The following is a 17,448-nucleotide window of genomic DNA, read 5'->3' as shown; positions in this document are numbered from 1 at the left end:
GTTTATTGTCTTTATTTAACCAAGCAGCTATTAGATGATAATTAGTTGCCCTTCAATGGCACCCGCTTGCTTCAATGCTTGTAGAATCGCCATTAAATCTGATGGTGCAGCACCAACCTCATTCACAGCTCGAACCAAATCATCAAGAGTAAGTCCCGGCTCAAACTTAAACATCTTTCCTTGCTCTTCAGTTACTTCAATATCAGAGTCAGGAACAACGACTGTCTGACCGTCACTAAAAGGACCTGGTTGACTTACTTGTAAATTTTCTTTAATCGCAACCGTCATGCCACCATGGGTCACTGCTGCTGCTTTTAATTTCACGTGTTTACCAACGACAATAGTGCCGGTACGAGAATTAACAATGATTTTTGCAGAACCATCTGCAGGGTCAAAATCGACATTCTCTACCGCAGATAAGAAAGCGACACGTTGGCTAATATCACGTGGAGCACGCACACGGACAGAGGTTGCATCAACCGCTGACGCCATGTTCGGACCTAAGAAATTATTTACTGCATCAGCCATGCGTTGAGCGGTAGTAAAATCAGACTCTAATAAGTTAAAGGTAATAAAGTCACCACGACCAAATGGGGATGGGATCTCACGTTCAACCATTGCACCACCAGAAATACGGCCTACGGTTGGGTTATTACCTACAATTTTAGAACCATCGGCACCAGTAGCACTAAAGCCACTTACAATTAAGTTGCCTTGTGCAATTGCGTAAGTTTTACCGTCCAAACCTTTCAAGAAGGTTTGTAGCAAAGTACCACCACGTAAGCTTTTCGCTGAACCAACAGAAGATACAGTAACATCAACTACTTGACCTTGTTTTGAAAAGGCTGGCAACGTTGCAGTTACCATTACTGCCGCAACATTTTTTGTTTTTGGTTTTGTACCAGGTGGTAATTGAATACCAAAGTTTTGCAGCATGGCATTAAAGCTTTGATCGGTAAATGGTGTTGATTCACCAGTACCCGGTAAGCCTGAGACCAGACCATAGCCGATTAATTGGTTACTACGAACCCCAGCAACTTCTGCTACGTCTTTAATACGTGCCGCTTGTGCTGTAGAGATACTTAGGCATAACCAAGTAAAAATTAAGGTAACTAGGTTTTTATTCACGTCAAAACTCCAACGATTCGTCATTATTACAGTGCTACATTAAAGAATCGTGCCAAGAATCCAGGTTCTTGCATATCTTGTTGATCACCCGTACCTGAATATTGGATACGAGCATTTGAAATTCGTGTTGATGCGATGGTGTTATCAAATCCAATATCTTCAGGTCTGATGGTTCCGCTTAATCGAATGTACTCATCACCCGTATTCAGTGTTAACCACTTTTCACCACGGATCAGCAAGTTACCATTTGATAATACTTCAATCACTTCAACCGTAATTGACCCACTTAAACTGTTGCTTTGGTTGGCTGATGTATTCCCTGTGAAATTATTGTCATTTGATAATTCATAAGAGAAGTTATATTGGCCGCCCATCTGCAATTCTTGCCCACCAACTTGCAGTGGGTCCATGCTTGAATCATTCGATTTTGATAATTCTGCATCGGCACTTTTTGCCGCTTTGGTGTTTTCAGCCAAAGTAACCGTAACAATGTCACCTAACCCACGTGGTTTTGTGTCATCGTACATATCTTGTGCATGATCAACATTAAACAGAGATCCAGTTGCTGCTGCATAATGCTCTGGTTTTTCTTTAGGATGAATTGGAGCCCAAGCAGGATCACCTGATATAGGATCATTACGACCACGCAGTGTATCAATAATGCCGCCGCCCTCTTCTTTTGCTTTATCTCCCTCTACTGCATCAACATTGGTTGTCGCAGAAGTGACTTCGCTCTCTTGTAAGTTTGGATTTTGCACCAATAATGATTCACAGCCAGTTAAAGCAGTTAGCATTAATAAACAAAGAAGACGTTTCATCCTAATCACCAATTACAGTTGTTGGTTAACAAAGCTTGCCATCTTATCAACAGCAGAAATTACTTTTGAGTTCATTTCGTAAACACGTTGCGCTTCGATCATGTTTACTAACTCTTCTGTTACGTTTACGTTTGATGCTTCAAGCATAGATTGACGAATGGCACCTAAACCTTCTAGGCCTGGTGTTCCTTCTTGCGGATCACCACTTGCACCTGTTGGTAAGTAAAGGTTTTGCCCTACTGGCTCTAGACCACCTGGGTTAATAAAGTCAACCGTTGTAATTTGACCAATCACTTGGTTATCTTGCTGGCCACGTAAACGAACAGAAACTTCACCATCCGTACCTACCGTTACATTAATTGCATCTTCAGGAACGATAATTTCTGGTTCTAAACGGTAGCCAGCGCCTGTTGTTACGATTGCGCCTTCATCGTTCAGTGTAAATTGACCATTACGAGAGTAACCAATGTTGCCGTCAGGCATAGTCACTTGGAAAAAGCCTTTACCTTCGATCATCATGTCCATACCGTTTGATGTGGTTTGAGCATTACCGTTAGTGAATACTTTTTGAGTTGCCACAACTTTAGAACCAGCACCTAGCATTAAGCCAGTTGGTAACTCGGTATTTTGAGTTGATTGAGCACCGGCTTGGTTTACGTTTTGGTAAAACAGATCTTCAAATACGGCACGGCTCTTTTTAAAGCCAACCGTTGAGGCATTCGCCAAGTTGTTTGAGATAGTAGCAATGTTTGTTTGCTGTGCGTCTAAACCTGTTTTACTTACCCATAATGCTGGATTCATTGTATGTTCCTCTAAATTTTTTAATGTATTAAGTTAATCAAAGTTAATTATTCAATTAACCCATACGTAATAATGAGTCTGATGCTTTATCCATTTCTTCAGCGGTACTCATCATCTTGACTTGCATTTCGAATTGACGTTGCAAATCAATTAAATTGGTCATTTCACCTACGGCATTAACGTTACTGCCTTCTAATGCACCTTTTAATACAGTGACACTAGCATCCGCTTGGAATGCATTATTAGGATTTTTCGAACGGAACAAACCATTCGTGTCTTTAAATAAATCACGATTATCGGTTTTTACTAATTTAATACGGTCAACTTCTGCCATCGCTTCTGCTGGCGCACCTTGCTCAAGAACAGAGATAGTACCGTCTTTAGCAATTTGAATTTTTGAGATAGGAAGCGGCAAAGTGATTGGCGCGTCATTTTCACCTAGTACTAGATGACCGCTGCCATTCATTAATAAACCTGTTTCATCAATTTTTAGATTACCGGCACGAGTCAAACCTTCACGGCCCGTGTTGTCCATCACTGAAATCCAGCCATCGCCTTCAATCGTTAAATCTAAATCACGACCTGTTGTAATCACAGAGCCTTGAGAAAAACTGCTTCCTGGACGCTCAGTCATATTGAACACACGAGTAGGCAAACCCTCACCATACGCTTGCATTGAACGCGCTTGCTCTAAATCGGCACGAAAACCAGTCGTACTTACGTTGGCAAGGTTGTTTGAACGCAGCTGCATAGCTTGCATGTTTTGCTTTGCGCCACTCATGGCTAAAAATAATGCGCGATCCATAATGAACTCCAATAATCTATCTGAAGTTATAATAGCAATGAGTGTGCCAACTTTTACTTTCTATATTTTTCAATAAATTAAATGTATAACAGGATGATTTTATGAATATAAGAGATTCAAAGAGGAAAGACTTGGGGGAGGAGAGGCAAATAATTTGGGTAAAAAATTGCCGTCAACATTGGCGGCAATTCGATAATAGCAATCTCGTTTAGATTAACGAATTTGCAGAATATTTTGTTGCAGTTGGTTGTGTACATCCAATGAACGTGAGTTCGCTTGGAAGTTACGCTGTGCAGAAATCAAATCAACCAGTTCTTGTGTCATATCAACGTTTGATTGCTCTAGGGTACCACTTTTAATGTCACCAAATGAGCCTTGGTTTGCTTCGCCCCAAATAACACTACCAGACGATTGAGTCGTAGACCATTGAGTACCACCATTTTGAGCAAGGCCTTGTTGGTTTGTTACACGAGCCATTGCTACGCGACCTAATGTTACATCTTTGCCATTTGAGTATGAACCAATGATATTGCCTTTGGCATCAATATCTACTTTTGCTAAGTAACCCGTAGTTGCGCCATCTTCACTAAAGCGGCGCATTTCAAATGGTGCTGAGAATTGGGTTGGTTCATCAAAATTAATCGTTAGCGTTTGTGATGGATCTGAACCATTAAGATCCATACCATTCTCACCAAATGTTGTGGTTTGAATTGGATTTCCGGCATTAATACTTTGTGTTGAACCATCATTATTAAAGGCAATTGAATGGCCTGAATGGCCTGTAGCCGTGGCAACATCACCACCATTAATATTAATAGCCTTTTCACCACTCGCATCCGTTGCTGAATAGAACACATTCCAACGGTTTGGTTGTACCGCATCTTTAACGTAGTAAGACGTTAACTTGTACGATTGACCTAATGAATCATAAATCGTTGATGACGTAGCTTTGTTGTATGTATCAGGATCATTCATATCAAATAAAGCAACGTCTTTTGATGGAGCTCCTGATGGTAAGTTCATGCCAATTTCAATGTTATCACTGCGTTTTGGCGTACCAAATTGATCAGGGATACTCATAGGCTTTGCTTCATAAGATCCAACAGTACCCGTTTCTTCATCTACACTATAACCTAATAAAAACTCATCATTTGAGTTAGTAATAAAGTTATCTTTATCTAGGTGGAATGCTCCATTACGTGTTAATTCGTTTGTACCCGGCTGCATACGATCTTTTGCTACTGCAAAGAAACCTTGGCCTGCTATACGTAAATCCATTGGGTTGTTCGTATACACACTTGAACCTTCATGGAATTGTTGTGCTATTTTCGTCGTTTGTGCACCACCACCTGTTGTGGTTTTTGCATTTGAGAATAACGATGTTGAATACACATCACCAAATTCTGCACGAGATTCTTTAAAGCCAAATGTGTTCGCATTCGCCAAGTTATTTGATGTTGCATTTAAGTCTTTTTGAGCAGCTGCTAGACCACTTAATGCTACGTATGACATTGAATATCTCCTATCTAGCTACGCGTAATTTTTTCCAATTCCATTAACGATCAGGGTTAATGAGGAATGTTAATGGAATTGGCATAGCTCTATGAATGAATTGGTTTAGTTTTTATTTTGACACTAATGGAGTATTCAGGCAGCAACAATGCTGCACTGAATATTCGCCCTTTATGCCTTACCTACTTCTAGCACTTCCGCTAATTTCATAGGTGAGGTGAAACCAGCAAGATTTAGCAGAACATTGCCATCGCCTTTGCCTAGAAGAACACTGTTGACGTTAGCGTATGTTGATACACCAAACTCTTGGTTGTTCCCATCAAGCACACCAGCTGCTTTAATATTATAGCGGCCAGCTGGCATTGCATTGCCTTTGTCATCTTTGCCGTCCCACTCGACTCGAGTATCGCCTGCCGGTTTAGCGCCCACATCTAAAGTGCGAATTAATTGACCTTGTTCGTTTTCAACACGAACCATTAAATTATTAATCGCTTGTGGCAATTTAACCATTGCCGCCATGCCTTTATCTGCTTCTTTTAAACCTTTAGCGCCCGGTACTAGAACATCACGACCAACAAGCGAAGACGCTTGCAATGCTTGGTTAGATGTCATTGATGAATTCAAGCTATCAAACTGTGTATTCATCTTGCCAATACCATCGACGGTTGCAAATGATGCCATTTGCGCAATCATCTGGTCGTTCTCAACCGGCTTAAACGGGTCTTGTTGAGACAATTGTTTGGTTAATAATGAAAGGAAGTCTTCTTGCTTCAGTTCATTTTTACCACCTGTTGCTTTTTCAGGTTTATTTGCCTCTTGAAGACTTTTAAGCTGGTCGATGTAGGACAAGCCATTTTGACCAACGTTATTGATTCCAGTCATAGCTACCTCCTATCCTTATTGACCCATTCGCAGAGTACTCTGCAACATTTGTTTACTTGCATCTGCCACTTGAACATTCGTTTGGTATGAACGAGAAGCAGAAATCATGTTTGCCATTTCTTCCATTACATTAACGTTTGGCTTAAAAATGTAACCATCGTCATTTGCCATAGGGTGGTCAGGGTTATATTCAGCACGTAGCGGTTTTTGGCTTTCAACAATACCAAGAACTTTTACAGGTACTGTATGTTCTTGTTTGTATTTAGCTTTACTCAATTCCGCACCAAAGACAGCTTGACGAGCCTTGTAAGTTTCAGCAGCAGAACTACTAACACTGTCGGCATTTGCCATGTTACTTGAAGTGGTGTTAAGACGAACTGACTCTGCACTCATTGCAGAACCCGTAACGTTAAAAACATTAAATAAGCTCATCTCTATTCCCCTTTAATTGCTTTGGTTAGGTTTTTGAATTTACTACCTAAAAACTCTAATGATGCTTGATGACGAAGTTGGTTTTGCATAAATAAATTACGCTCCAAATCCACATCTACCGTGTTGCCATCTCCCGTATCTGGTTGAGTTGGTACGCGGTATTGAATTTCCCCTGCCACTCGTGTTGAGGCATTAATGTGCCGACCATCTGTACGACTAAGACCCATGCTTGCCTTTGATGTTGCCGACTGTAATGCTTTTTGAAAATCCATTCCTTTTGCTTTATAGCCAGGTGTATTCGCCTGAGCGATATTCGTCGCTAGCATTTCTGCCCGCTCTGAACGAACACCAACAGTATGCTGATGAATACCTAATGCGTTATCAAAAGAAATTGCCATTTCAAACCCTCCACAAGAACTGACTAGCAGTATATATAATTTCTATATAGCAACCTGTATGCCAACTTTTCAACTCACAGAGCAGATTGACGATACTACTGATAAATAATTAGCAATATTTACGCCAACTATAGATTACAGACACAAAAAAAGCGACCTAAGTCGCTTTTTGTTTAATAATCATTCAATAACATTACTTTAGTTTGTAAATAATACCCGGATTACAACGAACCATTTCGAATTTATCAGTCAAACCAGTTAATGACTCAGAAGCACCCAGTAATAAATATCCACCAGGGTTAAGACTTGCCGCCATTTGGTTTAATACTTTAGATTTCATTTCTGGCGAGAAGTAAATAAGTACGTTACGGCAAAAGATAATGTCAAACTTACCAAGTAAGCTATAGCTGTCCATTAGGTTTTGCGGACGGAAATTTACCATACGCTTGATTTTATCGTTAATTTTCATCTTTCCATCACCGGCATCTTCAAAAAATGCGCGACGACGCTCTGGTGACAAACCACGGCTTAGCGCCAAGTTGTCATAGACACCTGCTTTACAGTTTTCTAGCATTGATGGTGAAATATCGGTTGCGGTAATACTGATATTTGGAAGGAAACCCGGTTTACGTGCTTGAATCTCAGCAATAATCATTCCCATTGAGTACGGTTCTTGGCCTGATGAACTTGCCGCTGACCATATTTTTAATGGGCGACGATTTGCCGCTAACTCTGGCAGTAGCTTTTCAGACAATACTGTAAATGGGTAGCCGTCTCTAAACCATAACGTTTCATTGGTTGTCATAGCATCGACCGCTGCAACACGTAACTCACGATTACTACCTGAGATCACTTGCTTTAATAAATCAGATAATGAAGCTAATGAAAACTTAGCAACTAAAGGACTCAGTCGGCTTCTCACTAAATATTGCTTACTGTCACCAAGGACAATACCACATTGAGATTCAAGAAAACGGCTAAAATCACGATACTCTTGTTCGTTGATAGTTATAGTTGTCATTAACGCTTTTACTTCCAAATAAAAAATGAATTGCCGCCTAATATTACTACGACAATAGGATTTAGCTTATTACTTTATGCTGTTTATTTTTCAACAGCCCTTTTCACGGCCGCACCTAACTCATCAGGATTAAATTTAGCGATGAATTGGTTTGCACCAACACGTTCTACCATTGCTTGGTTAAATACGCCACTCAATGAAGTATGTAGTATAACATGTAAGTCTTTAAGTGCTGGTTCACGACGAATTTCAGCAGTTAATGTGTAACCATCCATCTCTGGCATTTCAACATCAGAAATAACTAAGCCAATTTGCTCATATACACTGCCAGCATTTGCCATTTCAACCAATTTGTTCAACGCTTCTTTGCCATCTTTCACCATAATGGTTTCAAAACCAATAGATTCAACAGCACGTTGAACTTGTTTGCGGGCAACACTTGAATCATCAGCGATAAGCACTCTACGAACAACTTCTTGACTCATCGCCGTCATTTCTTCAACTAACTCTTCATTCATCGTTTCGTCGATTGGTGCGATTTCAGCTAAGATTTTTTCTACATCTAAAATCTCAACCAACTCATCATCAATGTTTGTTACAGCCGTTAGGTAGTTTGCTCGACCAGTGCCTTGCGGTGGCGGTAAAATTGCTTCCCAGTGCATATTTACAATACGCTCAACAGACTTAACAAGGAAACCTTGAATAGTACGGTTGAACTCCGAAATAATGATAAAACATTTATCAATTTCGGTGGTAGGACGACCACCAGTAGCAAGGCTTAAATCAATAACAGAAATAGTTTGACCACGAATGTGAGCAATCCCTTTTACTAAAGGGTTTAAATTAGGCATTGAAGTCAACTTAGGACACTGTAATACTTCCTTTACTTTAAATACGTTAATACCATAACGTTGACGTCCCATAAGACGAAAAGTAAGTAGCTCTAAACGGTTTTGCCCTACAAGTTGTGTGCGCTGATTCACCGAATCCAGTATGCCTGTCATATGTGACTCCATCTTGTGCCATTATTAATGAACCGTGAGCCTAACATAAACCCATTAAGAACACAGTATACCACATGGCATTTTATAAAATTTCTTCAATGATAAAAAAAGGAAAGGGTAACCCAATCGATTTTTATCGACTTGTAAGCCTTATCGGCATATTTGTAAGTTTCTTTAGTATGAATGTTCATGCTGCCACAGATGAGCAACTAAAGGCAATCAAACAGGCTGCAGAATCTTTCATTGAACAGCAGATAGATACTCCTAAAAATGGAACTCTGCAAGTAGAAGCTGTTCGAGTTGATAGTCGTATTCACGCAACAGACTGCCCTACCCCCTTAACCACTACCTTGCCAGGTAAACTTAATACGAGTGGAAATACCTCCGTGTTAGTTGAGTGCCCAGAGGACGATTGGAAAGTCTATGTCCCTGTTAAATCAGAGCTTATGATGCCATTAGTTACTGCTATCACCTCCCTATCACGCGGACACACTATCTCACCTCAAGATTTAACATTAACCCTCGTTGGCAGCCGAGTATACCGCCGAGGAGGTTATATTAATCAAGATGATATCATTGGTGCACGCATAAAACGCAGCGTTCGGGCCGGGGAAGTTGTCGAAAAAAACGACATCTGCATGGTATGCCGCAATGACAGTGTTATAATTAAAGCAGTAAAAGGAGAATTAAGCATTCTCACTAAAGGCACAGCACTCGGTGACGGTGTACTTGGTGAAAAAGTAAATGTTGAGAATGACAAATCAAAACGCATTGTTAGCGGTATTGTTACTGCTGTAGGTGAAGTGAGTATTCGTCTTTAACAAATAATCACTTTTATTTTCTAAACTATCTGCAAACAATGCCGATATATTTTTTGTGGCACTATTTATGCTTAGTTTTTCCACAACTGAAAATAATGAAAAAGCGTCAAAAAATTTCATTATTTGCTTAAGTTATTTTTTTGACAGCCGATAGATAGATTAGAGAAATGTATTAACTCGGCTAAAAGGCTTGAATATATGACAAGTATTGACCAACTACGTGCTAGCCAAGCAATGGCAACATTACGTAATCAAGCTCGTGTTGATTCTGGTGACAAGTCACCTGTAAATTCGACACCTGCAATGTCTGCGAAAATGGATGCTGTCTCTTTAAGTAACCAAGGTAAAGAGATTGGCCAAATGCACCAACAACTAGCAACTGAACCTTCATTTAACGAAGATAAAGTTGCCGCAATTAAAGCAGCTATCGCAAGTGGCTCTTATTCTGTTGACCCTGAGCGCCTAGCAGACAACATGATTAAATTTGAAGATGAATTAGCCGGCCTATAATAACCTAGGCTGGTTACTTATCTAGCGCTAACCTAATAAATATTGAGAGAATATGGCTCAAACATTAACTGAATTATTGGATCTACAACGCAGTGTTGCTTTGTCTCTTTCGACAGTATTACATCGAGAGAAGCATGCTATCGCCAGTAGAAAACCAGCAGAAATGGAAGGTATTGCTCACGACAAACTTGGCTTACTAAACCAACTGCGCCAATATGATCAGCTGTTAGGTAGCCATGCAGAAAGACAGCTCCTCTCTGAAGACAATGTACTAACAGAAAAAGTGACGGAAATTAAATCCATCATTCATGACTGTAAAGAAGAAAACGCCGTCAATGGTGAAGCACTTCAACGCGCACAATTAAGCTTCAATAAATTAAATAACCTGATGCAACAAAGCCGTGGAAAGAATGGCATGACTTATACAGCAGAAGGCCAAACTCGCAATATCACTACGTTAGGTACTAACGTGAAAGCGTAACATCTTAGCTATTCCCAATGCATATTATTGATGTCTACAGTGTTTTTTATATAACACTGTTGCGCCTATTATTGTTCTACCCTTAATTCCCATCAAACTTCCTTTCTCTTTATTTCCCCCATACTTTTTACCCTTACCATTTCACACTCAAATTTATACCAATGTAACTAATTAGGTGAACATTATTGGAATTGGTATTACTCCTTTAGTTTTAAACAAAAAAAGCCCTCAGCACTTTATTTAGCACTAAGGGCAATAACGTTATGTCGAATGAGAGTTTCTAACTAACCGTGATTATCACCATTAATTAAAATAACGTTGTTTTTCGTTGGGTTGATGGTACATCATAAACCTGGCCTTGGTTTTTCATGCGCTCCATCTTTTTCAAATCTAATTTTAATTCAGTTACATAACTGTCGCCAACGAGGTAAGTTCTTACCACTTCAGCTCCGCGGATAATACCATCAACACCAGCAGAGGTTGTTTCCTCCCCTAGCTGTTGATCATTCATCTCAACTTTACCACTGATACGCATACCATATACTTGTTCAGCTAACTCTCTATACGCGTCTACTTTTGAAGCTCGCATCGCACGAATGCGTTTTTCATCAATATTTTTTCCAGCTTGCTCACTAATACTAGCGTAACCGACCGCAGTCAAGTGATCGCTTTCACGCATGACACCAATTGGTTGGCAACCAACTAATACTAATAGAGCTAATAAAAACCAATGTTTCATATCTGCTTCTCCTATGGACGTAGGATAATGGTATGACGCTCTGCTTTTTGAACATCAGAACGAATAATCACACCATCTTCCATACGCACTGTATTTAGTGTGTCTAAATCACGGCCAATTCTATCCGCCGGAAGGAACCCTTGTGCCGATGCGACAACAACTCGAGTTTGCATACCAATAACACGAGCGTTAATTAACACCCCGCCATCTTGACGAAGCATTGTACCCGTTAGTACGTAATCAACTTGCTGCTCTTGAACTAATTCTTTCCAATCACGACTAAAAGCAAAATCACCTTGTTGAGTAACTCGGATATTGCCCGTTGTTTTATAATCAATAACTTTAAAGCCACGGCGCTGAAGCTGGAATATAAAGCTCTCAGTTACTGAATTACCTAACCAGTTTGTTTGATCCATTTGCTGTAGATCTACAAAAGACGTAATGGCAATTGGTGAACGAGCAGATAACGTCGTATTTGATGTTACTAACTGTTCAGTTAAACTTTCAATGAAGTAATCCATCGTATGTCGCGGCGTATCCGCTAACATAAAAGGACTGCCATTATAAGGTTCTTTACCATTATAAATTGGTGAGTAGGCACACGCACTTATCACCATTGATAGCAGGATTACAACTAATACTCTCATTCTATTATCTCCAGATAATGTTTTAATATACTTATTGGTTAAGCGTCAAATTCAAACTAGGAACAAAACTTGCAGTAGTTTATGAAACGCAATTTGTAAGTACTTTTATCAATCAACAAATATTAGTTAGCAAATTTCATACCCACTTGGCAGATATCAGCAATGAAAAAAACATTATTATTACTTACATCAATATTAACAATGAGTTACGCACTACCTTCAAAGGCTGAATGGTTTGAAGTAACTGGCTCTGCAAGTGTATTAACTAGCAAAAGTGCGGCAAGATCACACGCACTAGAAGATGCCGCTTACCAAGCTATGCTGTTTTCAGGGGCTGATATTAGCCGCTTAAAAGATTTAAAAACCTTTTTAGAAAATGATGAAAAGCACTATCAGTTCAGTGGAAGTGAAATTCGAAGCATTGAAGTAATAAAAGAGAAGAAGAAAAACGGTAAGATCTATATCACTACTCGAATTGATATCTACCCTTCGGCAAACAGTTGCCATATTGGGCAGTATAAGAAAACCTTTATGACCAGTGAGATCACAATCGACTCACCGCAACAAGCTGTAATGGGTAAGGTATATCAATTAGGTGAAGATCTAAGTACCGTATTTTCACGCCAACTCGATAAAGAATCACAAAGCTTTGTTTCTGTCGGTAATTCTCATATTCGTATTGATAAGCGTCAACCAGACGTTGTCAAAATGATTGCTGATGATCATGGCGCACAATACATTTTCTCAGGAAACATCACCGATTTAAGTGCGACTGTTGAGCAAAACTTACTTAAAAACGACACGATAAATAGACAATTTGCAATTGAAGTTGCTGTATTAGATGGCAAAACAGGCCAAACTATTTATAACAATAATTACCGTGAAGTTGCACAGTGGGACTTTCCTAAAACCAGTGAAGTTGATACCCAAAGTGCTCGTTTTTGGACTTCAGCTTTCGGTGAAATGGTGCTCAGAGTTAACCGAGATATGATGCTTGATTTGGAAAACCAATTCGCATGTAAAATGACACTGCCTCAAATTGTCAGTATCAATAATAATCGTATATCGATGGATCTTGGTCGTATTCACGGCGTTAAGAAAGGCGATAAATTAGAACTTTGGCATACCGGATCATTTATTGATCAGAACGGCTTACCACGTAATAAAGTATCTAAAACAGAAATTACATTAACCGTTGCTCGTGTGTATGAGCAAAATGCTGAGCTAACTATCGATCAACCACAATTGCTTAACAGCATCCAAATCGGCGATGTAATGCATAAAGTCGACATTCAATAGATTCAATGACGTCTTTTCTTAAAATAGAAACCACAACTTTCATGTGGTTTCTTTTCTTTTTGAGTTATGCACCCCTCGTTTTTCCACTTATCTTGCGATATTCTTTCTATACAATCAGAACAAAATACTAATTATATATTATGCTAAGAAAATTTGGCTTTCTTATTAGTGCCTTGTTGCTAATAAGCTTTTCTTTATCCGCCAAAACACAAATGGAGGATGAAGAGTGGCAAAAACAATATCATCACAATAGAATCGCCTCTCCACACAGCGCATTAGCTATGCTTAAAGAGGTATATTTAACGATATCTCCCAGCGCTGAACGTATTTATGTCGCGACTCGCATTCATGGCTTTGTCACACGCCGTGGGGATAGTTATCCCCATCAAACCTCTGAGAGCAGTAAAAATCCTTATGAAAAGCTTGAATGGTTGATTCTAAAATCAATGGATCTTGATGATAAAGGAGAACAAGAAAAGACCCTCGCTACCATTAAGCTAGCACAAGTCATGGCGGCAACGCTCAATGATCCTGATTTAGATGCATTACTCTTGTTAAAACAGTGTAAAACTAATCTTGCTCTAGGTAATTATTTTATTTCTGAATTTTATTGCCAATCAAGTATCAAGCAGTTAGAAAAAACCAGCAGCCATTATATTGATATCAAGTGGGCCTATCGCTTACTCGCGTTAAGTTATCAAGGCAGTAGTAACCTAGAAGCGGCACTCACAGCTAATGAAAAGGCCCTAAGCTTTAGTAAGCCTTATGATATTAATGATACCAGTTATTCGAACATTGCAACTTTATTACTCAATATGGGGCATTTAAGCAGGGCTGAAGAGTACGGACAAAAAGCTCTGGATATTCGAATAAAACGGAATATTCCTCAAAAAATAGCTCAATCAAAGATCTTATTAGCCAAAATTAATTTAACATTAGCTAAATATGATAAAGCAGAAAGTCTTGTTCGCTCTGCGTTAGAGGGCTTACAAGAATCAACACATACTTACTCTATCTCCCTAGCTTATTATACTCTGGGGAATATTCTTCATAAAAAAGGATTAAATGATGAAGGTATTGAGTTCCTATTACTTGCTTTAAAAGCACAAGAAAGAAAATCGAATGCCACTCTGACAATTAATATCCATCAATCTCTTAGTCAGATCTATTTAGAGTATCAAAATCCAAATAAAGCGTTAGAGTTCATAGAAATCGCTATAGAAAAATCAAAAACGGCGCAAAACCAAATAGAGCTCGCTAACTCCTATTTATTTCAATCGAAAATTCAAGATCTTACTCAGAACTACAAAGAAGCGCTAGAAGCTCAAAAAAAGTATCGAGAAACTCTAGATCTAATTTACGCTAAAAATACTCAAAAAGCCTACGAAGCACTTGAGTTTCGAAATAGTGTAATTAAAACAGAAGGGGTATTGATTGAAACTTTACAAAAACAAACTAATCAACAACTAAATTTCAATCAAAATAAATACTTATTCGTTCTAATCCTAATTATCATTGCTATGGTTGTTCTTGCGATAGCTCTACGCTCTAGTCATTGGCTAAAGAACAAGAGTATGGCAGTTAAGCCACTAAATGATGAAAACACATAATTTATGTGTGGTAAATAAAAAAGCCGCTGAACGGTTAGTTCAACGGCCTTGTTTATTTATATAATCATTTATTTTTACTGTGCGTTAGCTTCACGCTCAGCAATAAACGCTAATGCCATCTTGATACGAGCAACTACGCGCTCTTTACCAATTAATTGCATTACCGCATCAACCGATGGAGATTGGCCGCCACCAGTAACTGCAACACGTAATGGCATACCGATTTTACCCATACCAATTTCTAGCTCAGCACATACTTCTTCAATCACATTGTGAAGATTTTCAGTTGTCCACTCTTCTAGATCTTCAACTTTTGCTAATGCTAACTCTAGCGGCTCTTTTGCTACGCCACGTAGGTGTTTCTTCGCAGCACCCGCTTCGAATTCTTCAAAGTCTTGGTAGAAGTAGCGAGATTGATCTGCTAATTCAATCAGCGTATTACAACGCTCACCTACCAGTTTAATTACATCAGTAATTGCTGGACCATTCTCTAAAGAGATCTCTTTTTGATCTAAATGCCATTGTAAGTATTTTGCAACGTACTCAGGCTCTGATGTTTTAATGTAATGGTTGTTTAACCATAGAAGCTTATCAGTGTTGAACGCTGATGCTGATTTACTTACTGCATTTAAACTGAATAAGTTAATCATCTCTTCTTGTGAGAAGATCTCTTGGTCACCATGAGACCAACCTAAACGTACTAGGTAGTTATTTAGTGCATTTGGTAGGTAACCTTCATCACGGTATTGCATTACTGAAACCGCACCATGGCGCTTAGACAGTTTTGCACCATCATCACCTAAGATCATTGCACAGTGTGCAAATTTAGGTACTGGAGCACCTAATGCTTCATAGATGTTAATTTGACGAGGTGTGTTGTTGATATGATCTTCACCACGGATAACTTGAGTAATACCCATATCCCAGTCATCAACAACCACTACGAAGTTGTATGTAGGTGCACCATCAGTACGACGGATGATCAAATCATCTAATTGGCTATTTGAGATTTCGATACGACCACGGATTTGGTCATCAAATACTACCGAACCTTCTTTAGGGTTACGGAAGCGGATAACACACGCATCGCCTTCTTTTGCTGCAGCATTAGCTTCAACAATTTTAGGGTGGTTTGCATCGTAGCGAGCCATTTCTTTATTTGCTTCTTGCTCTGCACGAATTTCATCTAGCAGTTCTTTTGATGCATAACACTTGTATGCTTTGTCTGCAGCAAGCAGTTGGTCAACAACTTCGTTGTAACGGTCAAAACGCTTAGATTGGTAATAAGGACCTTCATCCCATTCCATACCCATCCAGTGCATACCTTCAATGATTGCGTCTACCGCTTCTTGAGAGTTACGCTCTAGATCCGTATCTTCAATACGTAGAACAAATTCGCCACCTTGGTTTTTAGCAAAAAGCCATGAGTAAAGTGCAGTACGTGCACCGCCAACGTGAAGATAGCCTGTTGGGCTTGGAGCAAAACGAGTTTTAACCGTCATTGTTATTACCTTTTTGAAGAGGTTGAGCTGAATCTGTCAGCACCACATAATTTATGCGCTATTTTAGCACTATAAGGTAATTCTACAATGGGAAAGAGGAACTGTGTTTAATTTAAAAAATAGAAAAAGTGGCCAAGTTACTCACTCAGCCACTTTTAAAATTCAAAAATTATTTATTTAATAACCAAGTTAGTATTTGCGCTTTGTCTTCGGTAGAGGCTTTCTCATACCAATAGCTCAACATTTCTAATGATTTAGAATCAGAATTCAGCTGTGTACTAATTGATTTTCTATTTGCGAACGCCCACTCAGTAAATTGCTCTTGCTCTACAGCTGTCGCTTCATCAAACCAATATTTGGCCATTTCTACTGGTTTTGTTTCTTCTGCTTTTGTTTCAATTACTGGTTGCGCCATAACTACGGCTGGCGTGTATTGAAATTGAAGTGCTTTTTCATCTAGCACTGCTTGAAAGTAACCTGCAGGGATGGTGAAAGATAACCTAGAAAGATCGTTCATAGTTTTAACTGTATAAGTTAATCCATTTTTTGCAGATGAAACGATGTCTTCATTATCAATAGGAAACGTAAAATATTGAGTAGCCGTACAATGCTCCGTGCAAGATTCTGTTGATGGTGAGTAAGCTGTAATTTTTTCTTCTATGTCATTGAATGATACTAAGCTGTATTCATAGCTTGATTTAAAATAACTCAATTCTACTGCTACATAAGATTCTGGCGCTGCTTTATTTGTTGTACTGTAATTTGCTGTCAATTGGGATGTATTTCGTAATGAATTAGCGCCTACAGCTTTGTTTTCTATTGGATTTATATTCTTTGCTTCTATCGAAATATAATTTGCCTTTCTTTCAACCTCATTAATTGCATCAGAAAAATCATCATCACTCGATAATGTTGAGCATCCACTAAGTAACACTACGCTTAGTCCTAAAATTCTTTTATACATTTTATACACCTTAAATTTTAAATGCTCTTAAAGTAAAAAGCGCTGACAATATGATTGCCAGCGCTTTTAAAGTT

At 39.0% G+C, this 17,448-nt stretch carries 19 protein-coding genes; 5 read left to right on the top strand and 14 right to left on the bottom strand.

The window, feature by feature from the left end; genetic code table 11:
• Positions 1 to 30 precede the first annotated feature (30 nt).
• From PVK71_RS01350 to PVK71_RS01305, 10 genes are all read right to left on the bottom strand, one after another.
• A complete protein-coding gene (locus tag PVK71_RS01350; protein ID WP_274417334.1) occupies positions 31 to 1,152 on the bottom strand; it encodes a flagellar basal body P-ring protein FlgI in 1,122 nt (373 codons plus the stop codon).
• Positions 1,153 to 1,154: 2 nt separating this feature from the next.
• A complete protein-coding gene (flgH, locus tag PVK71_RS01345; RefSeq protein ID WP_130044119.1) occupies positions 1,155 to 1,946 on the bottom strand; it encodes a flagellar basal body L-ring protein FlgH in 792 nt (263 codons plus the stop codon).
• Between the two features lie 12 nt (positions 1,947 to 1,958).
• Positions 1,959 to 2,747: a flagellar basal-body rod protein FlgG gene (flgG, locus tag PVK71_RS01340; RefSeq protein ID WP_130048971.1), complete on the bottom strand. Its 789-nt coding sequence runs from the start codon at positions 2,745 to 2,747 to the stop codon at positions 1,959 to 1,961.
• Positions 2,748 to 2,802: 55 nt separating this feature from the next.
• Entirely contained in the window at positions 2,803 to 3,552 is a 750-nt protein-coding gene (locus PVK71_RS01335; protein WP_130044117.1) for a flagellar basal body rod protein FlgF, read from the bottom strand.
• 213 nt (positions 3,553 to 3,765) lie between these two features.
• Positions 3,766 to 5,064, bottom strand: coding sequence for a flagellar hook protein FlgE (gene flgE, locus PVK71_RS01330; RefSeq protein ID WP_274417335.1), 1,299 nt, complete (start codon positions 5,062 to 5,064; stop codon positions 3,766 to 3,768).
• Positions 5,065 to 5,235: 171 nt separating this feature from the next.
• Positions 5,236 to 5,946: a flagellar hook assembly protein FlgD gene (gene flgD, locus PVK71_RS01325; protein ID WP_274417336.1), complete on the bottom strand. Its 711-nt coding sequence runs from the start codon at positions 5,944 to 5,946 to the stop codon at positions 5,236 to 5,238.
• A gap of 15 nt (positions 5,947 to 5,961) precedes the next feature.
• The gene (flgC, locus tag PVK71_RS01320; protein WP_045102654.1) at positions 5,962 to 6,378 is read right to left on the bottom strand and encodes a flagellar basal body rod protein FlgC; all 417 of its coding nucleotides are present in this window, start codon (positions 6,376 to 6,378) and stop codon (positions 5,962 to 5,964) included.
• 2 nt (positions 6,379 to 6,380) lie between these two features.
• Positions 6,381 to 6,776, bottom strand: a complete 396-nt coding sequence (gene flgB / locus PVK71_RS01315; RefSeq protein WP_130048968.1) for a flagellar basal body rod protein FlgB — start codon at positions 6,774 to 6,776, stop codon at positions 6,381 to 6,383.
• A 193-nt stretch (positions 6,777 to 6,969) separates the two neighbouring features.
• Entirely contained in the window at positions 6,970 to 7,797 is an 828-nt protein-coding gene (locus tag PVK71_RS01310) for a CheR family methyltransferase (protein WP_274417337.1), read from the bottom strand.
• 83 nt (positions 7,798 to 7,880) lie between these two features.
• Positions 7,881 to 8,801 carry a chemotaxis protein CheV gene (locus PVK71_RS01305; RefSeq protein ID WP_130086015.1) on the bottom strand — a complete coding sequence of 307 codons (921 nt, stop codon included), beginning with the start codon at positions 8,799 to 8,801 and terminating at the stop codon, positions 7,881 to 7,883.
• Between the two features lie 74 nt (positions 8,802 to 8,875).
• Between PVK71_RS01305 and flgA the strand changes: the two genes are divergently transcribed.
• From flgA to PVK71_RS01290, 3 genes are all read left to right on the top strand, one after another.
• A complete protein-coding gene (gene flgA, locus PVK71_RS01300; RefSeq protein WP_274417338.1) occupies positions 8,876 to 9,622 on the top strand; it encodes a flagellar basal body P-ring formation chaperone FlgA in 747 nt (248 codons plus the stop codon).
• A gap of 198 nt (positions 9,623 to 9,820) precedes the next feature.
• Positions 9,821 to 10,132 (top strand): flagellar biosynthesis anti-sigma factor FlgM, encoded by a 312-nt coding sequence (gene flgM, locus PVK71_RS01295; protein WP_274417339.1) that lies wholly within the window; start codon positions 9,821 to 9,823, stop codon positions 10,130 to 10,132.
• Positions 10,133 to 10,184: 52 nt separating this feature from the next.
• The gene (locus tag PVK71_RS01290) at positions 10,185 to 10,613 is read left to right on the top strand and encodes a flagella synthesis protein FlgN (protein WP_274417340.1); all 429 of its coding nucleotides are present in this window, start codon (positions 10,185 to 10,187) and stop codon (positions 10,611 to 10,613) included.
• A gap of 307 nt (positions 10,614 to 10,920) precedes the next feature.
• On the opposite strand, the gene PVK71_RS01285 is transcribed toward PVK71_RS01290, so the two are convergent.
• On the bottom strand, positions 10,921 to 11,352 hold the full coding sequence (locus tag PVK71_RS01285; protein ID WP_274417341.1) for an LPP20 family lipoprotein: 432 nt from the start codon (positions 11,350 to 11,352) through the stop codon (positions 10,921 to 10,923).
• Positions 11,353 to 11,363: 11 nt separating this feature from the next.
• A complete protein-coding gene (locus tag PVK71_RS01280) occupies positions 11,364 to 11,999 on the bottom strand; it encodes a FlgO family outer membrane protein (protein WP_274417342.1) in 636 nt (211 codons plus the stop codon).
• Between the two features lie 162 nt (positions 12,000 to 12,161).
• On the opposite strand from PVK71_RS01280, the gene PVK71_RS01275 reads away from it, so the two are divergent.
• Both PVK71_RS01275 and PVK71_RS01270 read left to right on the top strand, forming a co-directional pair.
• A complete protein-coding gene (locus tag PVK71_RS01275) occupies positions 12,162 to 13,298 on the top strand; it encodes a flagellar assembly protein FlgT (RefSeq protein ID WP_274417343.1) in 1,137 nt (378 codons plus the stop codon).
• Positions 13,299 to 13,438: 140 nt separating this feature from the next.
• Positions 13,439 to 14,908, top strand: coding sequence for a tetratricopeptide repeat protein (locus tag PVK71_RS01270; RefSeq protein ID WP_274417344.1), 1,470 nt, complete (start codon positions 13,439 to 13,441; stop codon positions 14,906 to 14,908).
• A 74-nt stretch (positions 14,909 to 14,982) separates the two neighbouring features.
• Here PVK71_RS01270 and gltX read toward each other — a convergent pair whose 3' ends face one another.
• Both gltX and PVK71_RS01260 read right to left on the bottom strand, forming a co-directional pair.
• Positions 14,983 to 16,410 carry a glutamate--tRNA ligase gene (gene gltX / locus PVK71_RS01265; RefSeq protein WP_274417345.1) on the bottom strand — a complete coding sequence of 476 codons (1,428 nt, stop codon included), beginning with the start codon at positions 16,408 to 16,410 and terminating at the stop codon, positions 14,983 to 14,985.
• A gap of 169 nt (positions 16,411 to 16,579) precedes the next feature.
• On the bottom strand, positions 16,580 to 17,374 hold the full coding sequence (locus PVK71_RS01260; RefSeq protein WP_274417346.1) for a hypothetical protein: 795 nt from the start codon (positions 17,372 to 17,374) through the stop codon (positions 16,580 to 16,582).
• Between the last annotated feature and the right edge of the window lie 74 nt (positions 17,375 to 17,448).

This window comes from Aliivibrio sp. S4MY1, from assembly GCF_028765545.1.
Taxonomy (GTDB): Bacteria; Pseudomonadota; Gammaproteobacteria; order Enterobacterales; family Vibrionaceae; genus Aliivibrio.
The sequence above is the reverse complement of the archived record's forward strand: the minus strand, read 5'-3'. Positions and strand labels throughout refer to the sequence as shown.